The sequence below is a fragment of the Xenorhabdus yunnanensis genome, from assembly GCF_028598805.1.
Lineage (GTDB): Bacteria > Pseudomonadota > Gammaproteobacteria > Enterobacterales > Enterobacteriaceae > Xenorhabdus > Xenorhabdus yunnanensis.
The window spans coordinates 1-19,662 of sequence record NZ_JAQRFI010000058.1 but is presented as its reverse complement, the minus strand read 5'-3'; the positions used below and the strand labels follow the sequence as shown (position 1 = coordinate 19,662).

Genomic DNA, 19,662 nt, shown 5'->3' with positions numbered 1-19,662 from the left:
TTTCGGTCAGTTGTTTATAGGTCATAGCGCATTTTCCTTTGGCGAGAAAGATGCCTACTATAGCAACTGACCGCCTTTCTTAGAAATTGCACTTATTAGGTGAATCCACGTCATTTATTTATTAATCTCTTTCTTAAATTATTTACTTCTTAATCACCTTAATAGCGTTCTTTTATTGAACTCTGATTTTGCTATTAACAATTAGATACTTATCTATCAAATTATTTCCAACACACATCCAATATCACTAATAAACACCTAAATAAAGTGCTTTTTATCGATAAATAAATAAGTTGCATAAAAAGCAAATTGCATTATTGGCAATGTACTCATTATCAATTTTTCGGCACGATGGCTATTGACGCAGGAGTAATATAACCACAAAAAATATTTTCAGAATGATATACCTGTCATTTTGTGGTGGTAGCTTTATCCAAATAAAACATATCACTCTGCATCTTATTTTAATTGAAATCAATCATAACCATTTTTATTTTAAAAGAGGCTATTATGTCTACAAGCACTTCTCAAATTGCGATTGAATATCCTATTCCTTCTTATCGTTTCCTTGTTTCTGTCAGCGATGAGCAAATTCCATTTAACAGTGTTTCAGGGCTGGATATTAATTATGAAACCATTGAATACCGCGATGGTGTAGGTAATTGGTTCAAAATGCCTGGTCAGCGCCAGCCGATTAATATTACCCTACGTAAAGGTGTTTTCCCCGGCAAAACTGAATTGTTTGATTGGATTAATTCTATCCAACTTAATCAGGTCGAGAAAAAAGATATTACCATCAGCTTAACCAATGACGCAGGCACTGAATTACTAATGACTTGGAATGTCGCTAATGCTTTCCCTACCTCATTAACTTCTCCTTCCTTTGATGCCACCAGTAATGACATCGCTGTTCAGGAAATTACCCTGACTGCCGATCGCGTGACCATGCAGGCTGTTTAAGGCATTGACAGTTAATCATTTTGTATAAGGGAATTTTTATGACAATCGTTACCCATTATCCTGGCGTTTATATTGAAGAATTAAACAGCCTGGCTTTATCCGTATCAAATAGTGCCACCGCTGTTCCCGTTTTTGCAGTAAATAAAGAAAATAAACATATTAGTGAAAATACTGCCCATCGAATTAATTCTTGGATGGATTATCTTAATCTGGTAAGCAATTTTGACAACAACGATAAACTGGCCGTTTCTCTGCGGGCTTATTTTACTAATGGCGGAGGCTATTGTTATCTCGTCCAAACCAATAGCTTAGAAAAAATTATTCCAACCTTAGATGATGTCACTTTACTGGTTGCTGCGGGCGAAGATATTAAAACAGCAGCCGCAACTTTATGCCAGCCAGGAAAAGGGCTGTTTACCATTTTTGATGGCCCTGACACAGCATTGACTACCAATGATGCAGAAAAGGCCAAAGCAAAGTATGACGCCACACCGTTTGCCGCAGTCTATTACCCGTGGCTGAAAGCAGATTGGGCACAAACCACCATTCCACCGAGTGCGGTTATAGCAGGAGTTTACGCCTCCGTCGATTTATCCCGCGGAGTGTGGAAAGCACCGGCCAATGTCGCATTGAAAGGTGGTCTGGAACCGGAATTCTTGGTCACGGATGAAATTCAGGCCGTATATAACTCCGGTCGTGCCATCAATATGATTCGAAATTTCAGCAATACCGGCGCTACCGTTTGGGGAGCAAGAACGCTGGAAGACAATGACAACTGGCGCTATGTCCCTGTGCGTCGCTTATTTAATACCGTTGAGCGGGATGTTAAGCGTGCCATGAGCTTTGCCATGTTTGAACCTAACAGCCAGCCGACTTGGGAACAAGTCAGAGCAGCAATCAGCAATTATCTTCATAGCCTGTGGCAGCAAGGGGGATTGGCCGGTGGCAAAGAAGAAGAAGCCTATTTCGTGCAGATTGGCAAGGGGATTACGATGACACCAGAACAGATTAATCAAGGGCAGATGATTGTAAAAATCGGCTTGGCTGCTGTTCGACCTGCGGAATTTATCATCCTCCAATTTACGCAAGACGTAGAACAGCGTTAATCACATTGATTGATAAGGAATTATCATGCCTGCTATTCTAAAAGCGCCCGGCGTTTATATTGAAGAAGATGCTTCCCTTGCATTGTCTGTCAACCACAGTGCAACTGCCGTGCCTGTTTTTATCGGTAAATTTACCCCGAAAACCGTGGATTCAACCCAAGTCTGTACTCGTATCAGCAACTGGCTTGAATTTACTTCCACTTTTTCTTTGGCACCAATGACAGAAATTGTCATCAGATCGAGTATTGAACCTTCTTTTGGTGATAAAGGAAAAAAAGAAGGAGTTGAAAAAGATAAAGCTGAAAATAAAGATGTTGTAAAAGATAAAAAAGAAGAAGTTGAAAAAAAAGAGACTAAAGCTCAAGAGACTTACCAAGCCGAAACTTTCTCTGCAACTGAAGAACCCCCAAAATGGGTTCACTATATTGAGGAAGTCAATCTGTCTAAGGCCGTAGAAACTTTGAGGCTCTATTTTCAAAATGGGGGCGGTGCTTGTTACATCTATTCATTAAACGACTTTAACAATCCATCGGCTCTGACCGCTATCCCCGAAGTGATAGAACAAAAAGGGGATGTCACTCTGTTGGTTTGCGCAGAAGACAATCAAAAGTATAAAACCAACGTCTACGAGGCGGTCAGATCATTGTTGAATGATAACAAAGTAGGCTATTTCCTGATTGCAGATAGCCCCGATGGTGAATCAGTACCCAGCGTGGGAAATCGCACCAAGGTTGCCGCCTATTATCCTCAGTTGGAAACAAACCTGAAATTCTCCACCTTGCCCGACGATCAAGACGTTCTTATCAGTGGGTATGGGTATGAGGATAAATCAGGCAAGGATAAAATGAAAACGCTGGAGAAACTTAGAGAAACAGATAACGCGCTGGCACAAAAAATTGATGCCAGATTGCAACAGCAACAACAACGTCAACTCACCTTACCACCCAGTGCTGCGATTGCAGGAATTTATTGCCAAACAGATAACCAGCGTGGCGTCTGGAAAGCACCAGCCAACGTTGCACTGACAGGCGTCAAAGACTTGACTGATAAAGTCGATGACGATCGGCAAGGAGCCATGAATAACAAGGGTATCAATGTCATCCGTTCATTTACTGACCGTGGCTTGATGGTTTGGGGAGCCCGTACTTGTACAGATGTCAACGATACTCACTGGCGCTATATTCCTGTCCGTCGTCTGTTCAATTCCGTTGAACGCGATATCCGTCAAGCATTACGTGCTGTGTTATTTGAAACCAATAATCAACCTACCTGGATGCGCGCCAAAGCCGCCGTTGATCAATATCTTTATGCCCTTTGGCAAAAAAATGCCCTGATGGGTGATCGCCCGGAAGAGGCTTACTTTGTCCATATTGGTCAGGATATCACCATGTCTGATGCTGATATCAAACAAGGCAAAATGATCATGAAAGTAGGTCTGGCCGCGGTTCGACCGGCTGAATTTATCGTTCTGCAATTTACGCAGGATGTCGCCCAGTAATCTCTGTGATTAAAACTCAGGCACTGTATTAACAGTATTAACTGTATTAACTGTATTAACAGTGCCTATCTCACCACGTTACAGGAGATGATGATGGAAAGAATTCAACCGGGCGTAACCTTAACAGAAAGTATCATCAATACGGGCCAGCAAGAGATACCCAGCGCAGTGCCGATATTTATTGGCTATACCAATGCTGTCCACCATCAGCAACAGAAAAAATTACAGCCAGTAAAAACCGCAGTTCGTATCAACAATCTGGCGGAATATATCCAGAAATTTGGTAACGATCATCTGATGGCGTTGGCGGTCAGGCTCTATTTCGATAATGGCGGGCAACAGGCTTTTGTTTTACCACTGCAAGGCAATATACCTTCAGCGAATATTACTCAGGCGGAAGCCAAGGCACTGATTGAAGCGCTCAGATCTGACGCAGTGAAAGAAGCCATTGGCGGGGAAACGCAGATTACCCTGATTTTGGCACCGGATATTGCCCGACTGAATGAAAGTGTCATTGATGATCAACAGACTTTAGTCAAGTTATGGTCTGAGGGTTGGAGTACACTGCTGAAACTGAGCCAAATCCGCGCCAATCTCTTTGTACTGCTGGATGCACCGGATGAGGTTAAACAAGCGCAGCAATGCCTGAAAGATCTCTCGTCTAAATATCGCCAATGGGGAGCCGCCTATTGGCCTCGTTTAGAAACCACTTATCAGGATACATCCAGCAAAACCAGCCAAAAAGGTATTGTGCTCTCTCCCACCGCTGCCATTGCGGCAGTTATCCAGCACACGGATAGCGAAGTCGGCGTGTGGAAGGCACCAGCCAACATTGCTCTGTCTCAGGTTATTCGGCCAGTTAAGTCTTATCTTCAAGGCAGTGTGTTGTTTAACACCAATGGCACTTCGCTCAATGTGATCCGCACTTTCCCCGGCAAAGGTATACGTGTATGGGGATGCCGCACACTGGAAAACACAGATAACTCGCCGTGGCGCTACCTGCAAACCCGTCGTTTGGTTTCTTATGTCACCGTGCATTTGGCGCAATTGGCCCATATGTACATCTTTGAACCCAATAACGAACTGACGTGGATGAAATGCAAGGGGCAAAGTTACAACTGGTTACGGCAATTATGGTTACAGGGTGGCTTGTACGGCTCACGGGAAGATGAAGCATTTACTGTGCTGTTAGGAGTAAATGAAACGATGACCGAAGAGGATATCCGTGCCGGGAAAATGATCATGAAAGTCGCATTGGCCGTCTTGTCTCCCGCCGAATTTATCGAGATCAGTTTGGTATTTGATACCCAAACGGGCGCGCTTTTGTCTTAAGAAGGAAAGAGCACAATGAACGATTATTACACCCCCGTGGTATCCCACCGCTTTATGGCAAGTTTTATTTTTAATGGCATTCCTGATCCGCTGGATATCCGTTTTCAACGCATTTCCGGCCTGAGTCGGGAACTTCAAGTCACCCAACATAGTCAAGGCGGCGAGAACGCCCGCAATAACTATCTGGCTGAGAAAATCCAACACGGCACATTAACACTGGAGCGTGGTGTGATGACAGTTTCCCCTTTGACCTGGATGTTTGACCGGGTATTACGCGGAGAAAAAATCGCCTATGCGGATGTGGTGATTATGCTGTTAAACGAAAATTCACTACCTTTGTCCAGTTGGACATTGAGCAATGCCTTACCGGTACGCTGGCAAACCAGCGACTTTGACGCAAACAGCAACGCCATCTTGGTGAATACCCTTGAACTGAGCTATCAGGATATGTGCTGGTTAGGAGTCAAAGTATGACCGTAGAAATCAGAGAACTAATCATTCAGGCAAAAGTGGTTTCATCAGCGCCAATACTACCAACACAAGCAACTGAATCGGAAAGGCAGGGCTATTCTTTGATTCAGGAGAGTCTGGATGAAGCAATTTGGGTTGAAAAAATTAAACACGAAGTGTTGGCCGCATTACGCGATGAGGAAGGGTGGCGTCCATGAGTCTGATTGAACGTGGTTTAGCGAAACTGACCATTAATGCCTATAAAGACAGGGAAGGAAAAATACGGGCAGGCACTGTGCAAGCCATGTATAACCCCGATTCCCTGCAACTGGATTACCAAACTGATTATCAGCAATCCCAAGCGATTAATAGCGAAAAACAAAGCAGCATTTATGTACAGGCCAAGCCCGCCGGGTTATCCCTTGAGCTGATTTTTGATGCCACAATGCCGGGTAACAAAATCCCCGTTGAAGCTCAGCTAACGCAGCTTAAGCAACTGTGCAGCGTGGATGCCACCAGTAATGAAACGCGATTCCTGCAAATTAAATGGGGGAAAATGCGTTGGGAAAGCCGCGGCTATTTTGCTGGCAGGGCGAAAGGCTTATCTGTGAATTACACCTTGTTTGATCGTGATGCCACTCCCTTGCGAGCGCGGGTCATCCTGACATTGGTGGCGGATGACAGTCTGGTTTTGCAGGAGACAGAGCAAAACCTGAAATCACCCGCGAAAATCGCCTTACGGGTACAGGATGGCGTTTCACTGTCCCTGATGGCAGCCAGCACCGCATCAACTCTGTCTGGTGGTGTCGATTACCTGACACTGGCCTAGCAAAACGGTCTGGATAATCTTAATGGATTCGTACCGGGTGAGATATTACAGGCCAGCAGAGGAGATGCCTGATGAGCCACCAACTGAAAATCATTGCAGATGGTAAGGCGTTGTCGCTGTTGGCTGCGGTTGATGTGGACACCCATTACCGCGTTAACAGCATTCCTTCTGCGACGCTGAAACTCAGCCTGCCAGACAGGCCACTTTCCTCTTTCAGCCAGTCGGATGTACAGACTGAATTGACCCATTGTCAGGTAGGAAAAACCCTGCGACTGGAAGTGATTGACGGCGGCAAAAAATCGGTGCTATTTAACGGGCTGATTACCCGTAATACGTTGAAAATCAAAAATAAGCAATTATTGCTGACTTTGGTCGTCAAACATCGGTTGCAATTGATGGTAGATACTCAGCATTCACAACTGTTTAAGGCCAGCAACGAAAAAACCATCTTAAATACTTTGTTGCATCAAGCGGGTATCAAGGCTCACTTTGAGCGGATAGCCGCATTGGATCAAAAGCATGAGCAGATGGTGCAATTTCGCTGTTCAGATTGGCGTTTTCTGCTGTGTCGGCTAGCGGCGACGGGCGTGTGGCTGTTACCCACGACAGAAGGCGTTCAGCTTGTCCAACCTGATGCCCTGAAATCCAATTTCACCCATACCCTTAAAATCCGGGGGGATGAGAAAAAAGACATTATCGTCAAGGATGCCAGCTGGCAGTTTGATAACCATCTTAACCCAGCTTCACTGGAAGTCAGTGGTTGGGATATCAGTAAGCAGCAGGAATTATCAGGCGGTCGCTACGGCAGTATTGCCGTAGGGAAAGCCAACCTTTCCCTTGACAAACTGGCATCTTTAAATAAAACGAGTTGGGATATTCGCTACAGCAGCCCGTTAACCACTCAAGAGAGTGGTTATCTGGCACAGGGGTTATTACTGAATCAGCGCATTTCTGGCGTAATCGGTGAATTCCTGCTTAAAGGCGATGGACGTTATCAGTTAGGGGACAACATCCAACTGACAGGATTTGGTTCACAACTGGATGGTACAGCAAGCATTACTGCGGTTCGCCATCGTTTCAATCGGCGAATTGATTGGGAAACCACCCTGAGCATTGGCTTACAGCAAGAATATCTGCCGATATTGCCCGATGCCACCGAACTGCATATTGCGACGGTAGCAAAATACCAGCAGGACAGTGCAGCCTTAAACCGCATTCCGATTATTCTGCCGGTACTGAATCGGCAGAATGAATTTCTGTGGGCAAGGCTAGGGAAACCTTACGCCAGCCACGAAAGCGGTTTCTGCTTTTACCCGGAACCCGGTGATGAAGTGATTGTCGGCTTTTTTGAAAATGACCCACGTTATCCGGTCATTCTGGGCGCAATGCACAACCCGAAAAATAAAGCACCTTTAGAACCCACCCAAGATAATCGGGAAAAAGTCTTGGTGGTGAAAAAAGGAGAAACTCAACAACAAATCATGATTAATGGCAAAGAGAAAACAATCCAAATGAGTGCGGGAGAAAATCAAATCACTCTCCAGCAGGATAAAGATATTTCTCTGTCAACGAAAAAAGAATTAACACTGAAAGCGCAGACAATGAATGCCCAAATGGATAAATCGCTCAATATGTCTGGCAAAAACAGTGTTGAAATCAAAAGTGCCAAAATTAATCTTACCCAGTGAAAGGTGAACAATGGAAAACCAAATACTGACACAACTCTATGGTCGTGGTTGGGCTTTTCCTCCCGCCTTTTCCCTTGAAAAGGGGGTGAAAATGGCTGAGGGAGCAGAAGAAGTGCGCCAAAGTTTGCACATTCTGTTCAGCACTGAGCCGGGGGAACGCCTGATGCGTGAAAATTATGGCTGCGGATTAAATGATTTTATGTTTGAAAATATCCGCAACGAATTGTTTGCTGAAATTGAATCCCATATCCATGACAGCATATTACGTTATGAATCACGGGCAGATATTACTGATATCCAAGTCCGTCAGTCGCCAAATAATAAGAGTACCTTGCAAGTGCAGGTGATATATCGCCTGCGGGGAAGCGATATCAATCAGCAAATTCAAGGAACACTGACGCTAAATGAAGGTCTGGCGATGGAGGTGGTATGAGTGAAGCCATTGTGGTGGATGGAGACACTTTATTGTTTGATCTTAGCTTTGGGAATCGACAGGTAACACCTTCCAGCCCAGCTAAAATCAGCGGCACAGGACATGCACAAGTGAGTGGAAAGAAAGTTTGCATTCTGGGGAATGAAAAACAGGTCAGGGTTTCAGCCACCTATTTCACCGCAACACACGCTACGCCGGGAACAGGAACCATTACTATCAGTGCGTTGGATACCCGCCAGCAGGCTTTTCAATGTACCAGTGGAGCGGCTTTAATCATCAAGGGGCAGAAATTCACGGCAATGTTTACGCCTGAATCTCCAGCCATGAATAATACGGTAACTCCACCCCAACCGGATGTGATGACATCTTCACCGGGAAAGGGTAGTTTTATTACCCAACAGAACTTTGCCACCGTAAATTAAGACATTGGCTGAATTAAGCGATATTAAATAGAAATTAAATGGTGTGAATGATCATTTATTCACAGAGGAATCGCTGTGCCATACAGGTGATATTATGGAATTAACTGAGTTAAATAATAAATTGTCAAACTTGGTGCCGATGAGCGATTTTAAATTAGATAATCGCACCAGTTTGCAATTACTCCAATATATTGAGGGGTACACCAAAATAATTCCCTTTAATCAGGGCAATAATCATTGGAATGATTTTTTCTTTATGGCGAATAATACGCCAGAGAAACTTGCTGAATTATATCAAGGGAAAATCGAAGCCAATGGGGAATTATTACCTCATCAAGCTTTTCTATTAGCAATATTGCGATTATTGGAAACTCCAATATCCTTATTGAATACCTTACCTGCGGCTCATCGCGATCTCTATTATCGGGCGCTTTTGGGGCTGTCTCCCCGTCCGGCACAACCTGATCAAGTTGCTTTGTCGGTGGAATTGAACTCTACCGTCACAGAGCAACTGCTCACTAAAGGCACTTTATTTGAAGCGGGACAAGATGAACAAGGTAATGCCTTGCAATATGCGCAGGATGCCAGTTTATTGGCGAATCGCGGCTATATCAGTGACTTGTGCTGGCTACGTAAAAAAGAAAACCAACAATGGGTTACCGCGACTCCTTGGGATTCTCAGGCACAGTTATCATTGCCATCTGGTGGAATACGGTTATTCAGTGAAACTGATTTAGATAAACCTGTACTGGGAGGGATGTTAATCACCTCTGCACAACTGGCAATGGAAGAAGGGACAAGAAAGATAACTGTTACCTTTGATAAAGACGTCAGTAGCCAAAATCTGATCGCCCAAATCAGTAGCGGTAATCAATGGCTAACCTTGACTCTTAAGAAGGTGAATAAAGAGGAAATCATACTAGAGCTTTCAGATAAAGAACCCGCAATCAGTGCCCCAGAGGATTTGGATAATCTGGTTTTCAGTCAGCCAGTGCTCAGGCTACAGGGAAAAGATAGCCAGGCACTGCCTGCGGTAACAGCTCTCAAGGTGCAAGAAAGAAATGTCGATAAGGCCGCGTTCGAGACGCATCACCTAACCCCTTTTGGTTATAACTCTGAAATTGAGCCATTGGAAGAAAATCCCGCTTTATATCTTGGCATTACTGACATCAAACCGGGACAAACCTTATCGCTATATTGGAAATTAAAATCGCCACAGCAACCCAAAGAAGTTTCCTGGTATTACCTGAACCAAAAGAATCAATGGGCTGCATTGGATGCGTGGGTCAATGATGAAACCCAACATCTGTATCAAGATGGCACTTGGCAGGTTGTCCTGCCCGCGGATGCTGCCAATCAAGCAACGCGGATGCCAACGGAACGCTATTGGTTAAAAGCCGTCGTGGTCATCCCCACACACGAAGGCTCATGGGGGAAAAATCCTTGGTTATGCGGCCTGATCTATAACGCCATAACAGCAACATTGGTGAATGCCGATGGCATCAGCAACAGCCATTTCTTAACGCCATTATCGGCAGGCACTATTCAGCGTCCGGTTGAACCCATCATGGTGGTGGCGTCGATCCACCAACCCTGGGCATCATGGAATGGACGTGTACCGGAACCTTACAGCACTTTTTTTGAACGGGGAGCACAGCATCTTTCCCACCGTAACCGAGCCTTAACGTGGGGCAATATGGTGACACTGTTAAAAGAGCGTTATGTCAGCATTTTTGATGTTAAATATCCCAGTAATGATGAGTTCACCAGAGTACCCGCACTGGAAAAACAACAACTGACAATTATTCCGGCTAACCGATATAACGACAGTGATGATCCATTTCGTCCGGTACTCAACCCGGCACGCCTGCAAGAAATGGCCGGGTGGTTACAGCAAAAAAGTTCTCCCTGGGCTGAGATTGAGATCAGCAATCCCCAATATGTTGATGTGAAAATCAATTACACGGTGATTTTTAAGCCAGATGTTAACGAAGATTTTGGCTATCGCCAACTACGGCAGCAACTCAGTGAAGCGTATATGCCCTGGAGCGTCCATGAACAGCGTCCCGTCAAGCTGAATAACAGCATTAATTATTACCAGTTACTGGCAACCATCCAACAGCAACCTCTGGTTGAGCGGGTCACTTGTCTGACACTGTATCGTTCAGATACTGCTAAAGGCAGTGATATCACCGCATCGGTGGAAGCCAAAGATAATGAGGTGCTGATTTTAGTCTGGGAAGCAGACGATAAACTGCAATGCCGAGGAAATAACTATGAGTAATCAAGAGGCACTGTTTCACAAAGTGAAAAACGATATTCACTTTGATACCTTGCTGGAACAGGCTCATCAGGTGGTTGAACAACAGGCCGGAAAATTGTGGAGCGACACGGCAGAACACGACCCCGGTATTACCTTTTTGGAAGGACTCAGTTACGGTGTGTCAGATTTGGCTTACCGTCATACCCTGCCCTTAACAGACTTACTAACCCCTGCTCCCCATGAGCAGGAACAGCAAGACGGAATTTTCCCAGCTGAATTTGGCCCCCACAATACGCTGACATGTGGGCCAATAACTACTGATGATTACCGAAAGGCACTACTGGATCTGCATAGCAGTGACTGGGCAGGAACAAAGTCAGAGTCAGAACAGGATAAAGGGGATTTTCTGTTCCGTAACGTGCAACTGGTACGCGAACCGGAAACGCAACGTTATACCTATTGGTATGATGCCACCAAAAGGGAATATAGCTTTGTCGAGAGTAAAGAGGCGAAAAAGTTTACCCTGCGGGGAAATTACTGGCTCTATCTGGAACCAACCCGTCGTACCCAGAAAAATCTGACTACTGCCGATCAACAACTGAAAGATTTTTTGACGAAAAACCGCAATATTGGTGAATCGGTCAGTCAGATTATCTGGTCAGAACCCGTTGATTTCCCGCTATTACTGGATATTGAACTGGATGACGATGTAAAGGTACAGGATGTTCCGGGTATTTTTGCTGCCGTCTATACTACCGCAGAACAATATCTGATGCCTGAGGCTCTGCGTTTCAGTACGGTAGAGCTGCAAGATGCCGGAATGCGCAATGATGAAATTTTTGACGGGCCACAATTGGAACATGGCTGGATCCCTGAATTGCCGACAGTCCGTGATTATACCAAACGGATCCCCCTCAATCTTAGCCGACTGGTTAACAAGTTGCTTGAGATTAAGGGTATTCAGAACGTTAATCGCCTTCAACTGGACGATAACTTTGATAAAACCCTGATTGAACGAAATAAAAAAGATGCTTGGTCATGGTCAATTAAAGAAGGCTACTACCCTCGTCTTTGGGGTAAATATCCACTCCATCAATTGGCACAACATGATGGCCCGCTGAGAGTGGTAGCCAAAGGTGGGATCAGCGTCACGGTTGATGAAAACCAAATTCGAGGCAGTTTACCCAACCCTCCCCTGATTCAGAATAAACCTGTGGTATTGGCTTATGGCCGGCATCGTGATGTGGGTCGTTATTCTCCCGTCAGCGATACGTTGCCCGCTTGCTATGAGTTACAGCATGATTTATCTGCCTTATCTGACAGTAAACATGCCCAGCGCTTATCATCACTTCATCAGTTTCTGCTGCCATTTGAACAACTGCTGGCCTGTGGCTGTCAACAGATCGCCATGCTGCCGCAATTATTGACTTTTCAACGCAAGGGATATGAAGTCTGGGGTGATCAATGGCCGTTTAAGTCGGGTTCAGTCAATGATAAAGCGCATCAAAAATATGCACCCGCGTTAAAGACGCTGTTAAAACAGATTGCGAACGATAGTGATCATGAGTTGGATATTGTTAATTACCTACTGGGCTATTTTGGTACGCAGCGGGCGCCGCGTACCCTTACAATCCCCATCGAGGATTTTCGGGCGGTACAGCAGGGTTATCTGGCACAGCAACCAACATTGACTTATCACCGTGCCAATATTCGTATCGATCAGGTCTCGTCGCTCCAAAAACGAATCGCTGCCCGTATGGGATTGGGCGGTGAGCTGTTTAAACCGGAACCTGACCTAAGCAAACTGCCTTTTTATTTGGTTGAACATCGGGCATTGTTGCCAATTAAGCCCAACAGCCAGTTTGATGAAGAGCAGAAGCCTGACTTGGTAGAGAGCCAAGCCGATCCGCATTATATAGTGATTAAGCAAGCGGGTATTAAGGGCAAACTGACACAAGGGCAAGTGATCAATTTAGTCCTCTATGAAGGCGAACAAGAGGAAAACCGCTTTACAATACGTGGTCAGATGATAGTCAAAACCGAGCGGGATCAGTTTTGGCTAGATGTGGGTAACAGTGCGCAACTGGAGTACAATCTAAAACGCGTAATGGATGCCGCCAACGCGAAAAAACTGTTCTGGCAAAATGGCGTGGTCTGGATGGAAGATATGAACTATCGTCTGGCCTACGATAGCGACCAATCCCTGAATGACAGCCCATTGCTTGAAAATCAACGGCGCCTGACCCGCACAGCACAGACTCCCTTCCCATCCCTGATTGCGGTAGGCAATGAAATTACCCTGACCAAAAATTTAGGGATAGTCGGTTTCACACAGGAATATGCAGATAAATCAGAAAAGTTGTATGCAAAAGTAGTCAGCTTTGATCGCATCAAGGGCACCTTGATTATTGAACGTCAGGGTACTTCAACATTGGCGTTTCCTGCCCCAGAAGAAGCATGGCGGTACAGTTGGCATTTTTCAGGTGAAGAATATGTAAAGACAGACCACTTCTCATTTGTTATTAGCGTAGTGGTAGACAGTGATTTAATTAAAGTTCCCGGTGTTGATCCCTATAAATTAGAAGAGTGGGTTAAAGAAACGATTCTCACCGAATTCCCTGCCCCTATTTCTATGATTATTCATTGGATGGATCGAACGCCATTTTTAAATTTCGGTACTACTTATCAGCGTTGGCAAAATAATGGTGCTCCATTAGGGGATGAAGCTTATTCGATTCTGGAAAGTTTGACATTAGGTAAATTACCTTCTGCTTTCAAAGGAATAGGGACAATGCGTATTGCCACACCGCCCCAGAGAGAAGAGGTTGTCGGTAAAAGTAACGATCAATGGAATACCGATAAGATAATTCAGAACGAATTACTCTATATTCCAAAAGAGAAATAATAGAAAAAATCTACCAGTTACAATTTTATATTAAATATAGTTTATGGAGTTAACTATGAAAGAAATCCGTTATTCTGCAAAAACACAAGAGAAACAAAGTTTATCTAATGCAAAAAATGTTGGGCCTGAAATTGATAAATTAAAGGATAAATTTAAAGAAGGCAGTATTCCTTTACAAATTGATTTCAACCAGTTAATTGATATTGCGGATGTTGGACGCAAAGCCTGTGGTCAGGCGCCAGAACAAAATGGGCCGGGAACAGGATTAACGCTGGGCGGTGACGGTACGCTTAATTTAAGAATAGGCACCATCAACAACGAGGACTTTTCCCCATTAATACTAAAGGAAGATATTTTATCTGTTCATTTGGGCAGTGGCCTGATTAATAAAAACGATGCAATATCTGTTGGTCAGGGTAATGGTATTACTGTTAGTGATGTAGGGGTTTCAGTTAAAGAGGGTAATGGTATTACTGTTAGTGATGAAGGAGTTTCAGTTAAATCAGGTAATGGTATTACTGTTGATAATAAAGGGGTTTCAGTTAAAGCGGATAATGGTATTACTGTTAGTGATGAAGGGGTTTCAGTTAAAGCGGATAATGGTATTACTGTTAGTGATGAAGGGGTTTCAGTTAAAGCGGGTAATGGTATTACTGTTGATAAGGAAGGGGTTAGTATTGATCTTCCCTCAGGGATGATTGTGATGTTTTTTGGTGATGATATTCCTATAGGGTGGGCATTGTGTGATGGTAAAAGTGGAACACCTGATCTGCGTGGAAGGTTTATTAAAGCATCAAACAACATGAAATCCTCTAAGGGAGGAAGTAATAAGATAAACTTCACCCCTGAAGGGAACGTTAATGTGTCATCGCATACATTAACACTTGATGAGATTCCAGCTCACAATCATACAACTACAGTCAGAATAGATAGTAGTGTATGGACTGTCGAGCATAACGGAAATGGCCAAAAATACCAAGGGGTAGGGATTGTTAAAGATAATTCTTGGAACGATTTTCCTATTGCCAAGTCAGGAGGGGGAAAAGGGCATACTCATAAAGCAGAATTTACTGGTGAATCCAGTGAGATTACTTTCGAACCCCCTTATTATGCTCTTGCTTTTATTATGAAATTATAATTTTTTAACAATGGGCGTTGACTCTTTTCGCCCATTAAATTTAATCATAAATGATAAAATGAATATGGTTGTGAAAAAAAATCACGAAATTACTTCCAAAAAAGTGATTGATAGATTATATATCTTACTGAATATCGATAAATGTTATAGTAAGAAGATAATTAAAAATTGCTCTGAGATATTTAAATCCAAAATACATCATTTAATTAATGAGGAAGTTGAAAAATGGTCAATTCAGGATGATGATTCTGTATTGGAAAAAATAGTTTTAGATCTTGGAGAGATAAATTTAGAAGATTTTGAACAACAATTTATTTATCGACTAGAAAAAGAGTTAAAAAATAAATCTAACGAATTCAAACAAAACATAAAAAACAATATTGATAATGACTTATCTATTTCAGAAAAGGTTAAATCTACGAGTGAAATTCCATCAATGCCTCAACATAATTTAATCACACTCAATACATTAGATTCAGAAAAATCGGTATTAGAGGGAATTGAACATTATTTAAAACATGGTATCTGGAAATCACCGGTTTTATGGCAACAGATAAAAAATATTGAATTTAGCTATTGGCTAACAGAACATGTTAATCTTCAACCACAACAATGGCTCCCTATGTTAGCCAAACACTGTTTACAACCTGCGGGGCTAAGTCGGTTAATTCAGATCTGCCAGCCAGAAGTTCTTAGTATGCTTTTCCAGTTATTTATTGAAACAACAACATCCGAATTTGTTCATTCGCAAACGCAGGCGATCATAGATAAGAAAGTGACACCAGAAAAATTGAGTTTGGCTGCCGAACATTATCTTCGTCATCAGATTAAATATATAAATACAATACAACCGGAGAGAGGAATATTACAAAATAAAGTTAATTTAAAACCAGTGAAAAATACCACGAAAAATGGCAATCACTCATTAAAGTCAGATATTCTAGAAACCAATGCCTTGCTCAATACTGTACAGCCGTTTTCACAGCAGACTACGCAAACCCATCATCAGACTGATAATACTATTCCTCCCCAATTATCACAGTCAGTTTTATCCATCAGCAATGCCGGCTGCATGATTTTATGGCCGTTACTACCAACATTTTTCCGCGCCTTTGATTTATTGGATAAGAATCAATTTATCAGCCCTGAAGCGCAAAGAGAGGCCATCTGTTTACTTGATTGGTTGATTTGGGGCGAAGAGGAAATACCGGCTTGGCGGTTGACACTGAACAAAGTCATTTGTGGTTTATCCATAAATGATAATGCCTTATGGCGAGCACCAGAACCAGCAAAACAAATTGCAATCAATCAATGGCTGGAAAAAACCATCGTACAGCTTCCGGCCTGGAAAAAAATGGGGATAAACGATGTGCGTCATTTATTTCTACAACGCTCTGGGGAATTAAGTGAGTTAAATGGAATAACAAATATCCATATTCAACCCGAAGTTTACGATGCACTGATAAGCGAATGGCCGTGGCCAATGAATATAGCGAATTTTAGCTGGTTGAAACACCCCATCACCATAACGTGGTTATAACCATTGACCCCAATAACTTAGTTTGAGCAAAAATTTATGAATACAGCGCCTGTTTTCTCTGATTTATTTAAGCAAGTTGATGATCCTAATCTCGCGTTTTTATTTAGCCAACTGGAGCGCATAGATTTAGTTCTTCAATACCATTTCCATTGTATATCAGGTCAGAGAGGTAACCTCCTTGATGAATTTCTGTTAAGCGAAGAAGATGTGATAGCCAGACTGGATAACCCGTTGGGTAAACCTCATTGGCTCAACGATGATTGTCTGGCAATACCACAAACCGTCAATCCTGTGGCATCCCGATTAACTGATCTGATTGCCCGTTTTGAACTGACGGATTTTGAAAGAGATGTGTTGCTGTTAGGTTTACTGCCTCATTTCGATAGCCGTTACCATCATCTGTTTGCGCTGATTCAGGGGGAACAACAATCCCGACTGCCCTCTTTTGCGCTGGCGTTGGAGCTGTTTTGCCACTCAGAACTCGAAAAACAGATGCAGCAGGACAGTTTTCTGCATCGCTCCCCCCTGATTGGCAGCCAGTTATTATCCATTGATAGCCGTCAAAAAACATTATCCTGGCTCCAGACACCTTTTATCACTGATAGCGGCGTGTATCATTTTTTACTTGGTCATCACTATATTACGCCTGCTTTAGAACATTGCGTTGAGTGGATAACCCCCACAGAAATTGGCAGTTATCCGGCAGGCTTAAAACAAGCCTTGGGTAATCTACTGTTATCTGATCACGATGATATTCGACCTATTATTTTGTTACGAGGCGTGGCCGACAGTGCCAGAGCCTATGCCGTTGCCAATATGATGGCATCGGAACAGCGGCAAACGCTGCTTATGGATATCGCCAAGTTAGCTGATAACGATGAAAACGCCCTGCTCTGCCACATCAAGATTATTTTGCGAGAAACCCGTATGCGCGGCGCCTGCTTGTTGTTGCGAAACTTTTGCTTATTCGCAGAACAGCATAAACAGCTACTGGATTCTCTGTCAGCCTTATTAAATCAACCTGAATTAAGGATTATTTGTCTGGTCGAACCTTATTCCCCGTTGATATGGCTAAAAAAGATATCGACACTACTGATCGAAATGCCCGTTTTCACCTCGGTGGAAAAAACCAGATTATTGACTGCTCATTTACCCAATCACTGTGCAAATGATATTGATGCAATAACCTTAAGCCAACGTTACACATTTAATCCCGAAACACTGCCATTGATTTTACAAGAAGCCCAACTTTATCAACAGCAAAGAGATCCTTCGGGTATCTTGCAACAATGTGATATTCGCAAGGCGCTCAATTTACGTGCCCAGCAAAATTTTGGTCAATTGGCACAGCGAATTATCCCCAAACGCTCATTAAAAGAGTTATTAGTCTCCGACGAAATTGCCCAGCAGATACAAGAAATACTCATAGCAATTAAATATCGGGAACAAGTCCTGGCGGGAGGGTTTAAAGATAAGATTGGCTATGGCACCGGCATCAGTGCCCTGTTTTATGGTGATTCCGGTACGGGAAAAACCATGGCGGCAGAAGTGATTGCTAATCACATTGGCGTTGACTTAATAAAAGTCGATTTATCTACCGTCGTAAATAAATACATCGGAGAAACAGAGAAAAACTTATCCCGTATTTTCGATTTAGCAGAGCAGGATGCCGGTGTTTTATTCTTCGATGAAGCTGATGCCCTGTTTGGTAAACGTAGCGAAACCAAAGATGCGCAAGACAGACATGCCAATATTGAAGTCTCTTATTTACTGCAACGGCTGGAAAACTTTCCGGGTTTGGTCATTTTATCCACCAATAACCGTAGTCATTTGGACAGTGCGTTTAATCGCCGTTTTACTTTTATTACTCGCTTTACTTATCCAGATGAAACTGTCCGCAAAAAAATGTGGCAGGCCATCTGGCCTAAAAATATAAAAATCGCCAAAAATGTGGATTTCGATAAATTAGCTCAACGCACCAGCGTAACGGGCGCGAATATTCATAACATTGCTTTATTGTCTTCACTTTTTGCCGCAGAGAATAACCATAATGAAGTCAGTAATAAAGATATCGAAATAGCATTATCACGGGAACTCGCTAAAGTGGGTCGGTTAACTTTCTAAAATTCATGGCAATAAAAATAGCTAAATATTAAAGATACCGATGACTTAATGGTTATCACAATAATAAATTAAGAGGATTTTTTATGTTAAAAACGCAAACAGTTATTGACGTCAATAAAGCAATGAAAAAGATTCTGAAAAAATATCTGGATAATAAGGTTGCGATTCGTTTTGATCTGCCTGAATTAGATACCGTGCAATCTGATGCGATGGTGAGTGTTTTTCTTTATGATCTCCATGAAGATTTGCAGCTTAGAACAACAGAATCCAGAGTGTTTAATGCCGCTTCGGGAAGGTTATTGCCAGGTTGGGTCAATATTAAATGTAATTATCTGATTACCTATTGGGAATCAACCAAACCCGCAACGGATGCCAGCAGCCCCGATAGCCAACCTGATAATCAGGCAACAAAAGTTATGTCAAAAGTCCTGAATGCTTTGATTAATAACCGCCAATTGGCAGGAATTCCCGGCGCTTATACCCAGGTTGTACCACCGAAAGAAAGTTTAAACAGCTTAGGAAATTTTTGGCAATCACTGGGGAACCGCCCCCGTCTTTCTCTAAATTACTCAGTAACAGTCCCCATTAGCCTCACTGATGAGCAGGATAAGGCGACTCCGGTAAATACCATTTCTTCTACTGTAGAACAAATCGCACCATTTAGTCAGGAAACAATTATCCATGCTTTACGAGAATTATTAATTACAAAATTACAAAAACAATCGGTTACAAACTTAGAAAGTGAAGAGAATATTAGGCTGGCACTAAGCAAAGTTGAACTGTTAATCACAAAAGAGAATATTATTCCAACCAGCCCAACAGAGATCATCATATCTCTATCTGTCTCAGGTATTACCCATCAGAAACGTGGATTCACCTAATAAGTGCAATTTCTAAGAAAGGCGGTCAGTTGCTATAGTAGGCATCTTTCTCGCCAAAGGAAAATGCGCTATGACCTATAAACAACTGACCGA

At 43.0% G+C, this 19,662-nt stretch carries 15 protein-coding genes and 1 pseudogene; all 16 read left to right on the top strand.

Going from position 1 to position 19,662, the window contains the following annotated elements; translation table 11 throughout:
- Positions 1–510: 510 nt before the first annotated feature.
- Positions 511–960, top strand: coding sequence for a phage tail protein (locus PSI23_RS17975; RefSeq protein WP_273556362.1), 450 nt, complete (start codon positions 511–513; stop codon positions 958–960).
- 38 nt (positions 961–998) lie between these two features.
- The gene (locus PSI23_RS17970; protein ID WP_273556361.1) at positions 999–2,066 is read left to right on the top strand and encodes a phage tail sheath family protein; all 1,068 of its coding nucleotides are present in this window, start codon (positions 999–1,001) and stop codon (positions 2,064–2,066) included.
- A 25-nt stretch (positions 2,067–2,091) separates the two neighbouring features.
- The gene (locus tag PSI23_RS17965; protein ID WP_273556360.1) at positions 2,092–3,564 is read left to right on the top strand and encodes a phage tail sheath family protein; all 1,473 of its coding nucleotides are present in this window, start codon (positions 2,092–2,094) and stop codon (positions 3,562–3,564) included.
- 93 nt (positions 3,565–3,657) lie between these two features.
- The gene (locus tag PSI23_RS17960) at positions 3,658–4,896 is read left to right on the top strand and encodes a phage tail sheath family protein (protein ID WP_273556359.1); all 1,239 of its coding nucleotides are present in this window, start codon (positions 3,658–3,660) and stop codon (positions 4,894–4,896) included.
- Positions 4,897–4,911: 15 nt separating this feature from the next.
- Complete coding sequence (locus PSI23_RS17955) at positions 4,912–5,370, top strand: phage tail protein (protein ID WP_273556358.1); 459 nt, start codon at positions 4,912–4,914, stop codon at positions 5,368–5,370.
- The gene (locus PSI23_RS17950) at positions 5,367–5,564 is read left to right on the top strand and encodes a DUF5908 family protein (protein ID WP_273556357.1); all 198 of its coding nucleotides are present in this window, start codon (positions 5,367–5,369) and stop codon (positions 5,562–5,564) included. Before PSI23_RS17955 ends, PSI23_RS17950 begins: the two co-directional genes overlap by 4 nt.
- A pseudogene (locus PSI23_RS17945) lies at positions 5,561–6,247 on the top strand (CIS tube protein). The gene PSI23_RS17950 and the pseudogene PSI23_RS17945 overlap by 4 nt, the downstream one beginning before the upstream one ends.
- A complete protein-coding gene (locus tag PSI23_RS17940) occupies positions 6,247–7,863 on the top strand; it encodes a phage baseplate assembly protein V (protein WP_273556356.1) in 1,617 nt (538 codons plus the stop codon). Before PSI23_RS17945 ends, PSI23_RS17940 begins: the two are co-directional and overlap by 1 nt.
- Before the next feature lie 10 nt (positions 7,864–7,873).
- Entirely contained in the window at positions 7,874–8,296 is a 423-nt protein-coding gene (locus tag PSI23_RS17935) for a GPW/gp25 family protein (protein WP_273556355.1), read from the top strand.
- Positions 8,293–8,718 (top strand): contractile injection system spike tip protein, encoded by a 426-nt coding sequence (locus PSI23_RS17930; protein WP_273556354.1) that lies wholly within the window; start codon positions 8,293–8,295, stop codon positions 8,716–8,718. Before PSI23_RS17935 ends, PSI23_RS17930 begins: the two co-directional genes overlap by 4 nt.
- A gap of 94 nt (positions 8,719–8,812) precedes the next feature.
- Positions 8,813–11,002, top strand: coding sequence for a baseplate J/gp47 family protein (locus tag PSI23_RS17925; protein WP_273556353.1), 2,190 nt, complete (start codon positions 8,813–8,815; stop codon positions 11,000–11,002).
- Positions 10,995–13,886 carry a baseplate wedge protein gene (locus tag PSI23_RS17920; protein ID WP_273556352.1) on the top strand — a complete coding sequence of 964 codons (2,892 nt, stop codon included), beginning with the start codon at positions 10,995–10,997 and terminating at the stop codon, positions 13,884–13,886. Before PSI23_RS17925 ends, PSI23_RS17920 begins: the two co-directional genes overlap by 8 nt.
- Before the next feature lie 55 nt (positions 13,887–13,941).
- Entirely contained in the window at positions 13,942–15,024 is a 1,083-nt protein-coding gene (locus PSI23_RS17915) for a tail fiber protein (RefSeq protein ID WP_273556351.1), read from the top strand.
- 64 nt (positions 15,025–15,088) lie between these two features.
- Positions 15,089–16,564: a contractile injection system tape measure protein gene (locus tag PSI23_RS17910; protein WP_273556350.1), complete on the top strand. Its 1,476-nt coding sequence runs from the start codon at positions 15,089–15,091 to the stop codon at positions 16,562–16,564.
- Between the two features lie 36 nt (positions 16,565–16,600).
- Positions 16,601–18,688: an ATP-binding protein gene (locus tag PSI23_RS17905; protein WP_273556349.1), complete on the top strand. Its 2,088-nt coding sequence runs from the start codon at positions 16,601–16,603 to the stop codon at positions 18,686–18,688.
- 83 nt (positions 18,689–18,771) lie between these two features.
- On the top strand, positions 18,772–19,569 hold the full coding sequence (locus PSI23_RS17900) for a Pvc16 family protein (RefSeq protein WP_273556348.1): 798 nt from the start codon (positions 18,772–18,774) through the stop codon (positions 19,567–19,569).
- The last annotated feature ends 93 nt before the right edge of the window (positions 19,570–19,662 follow it).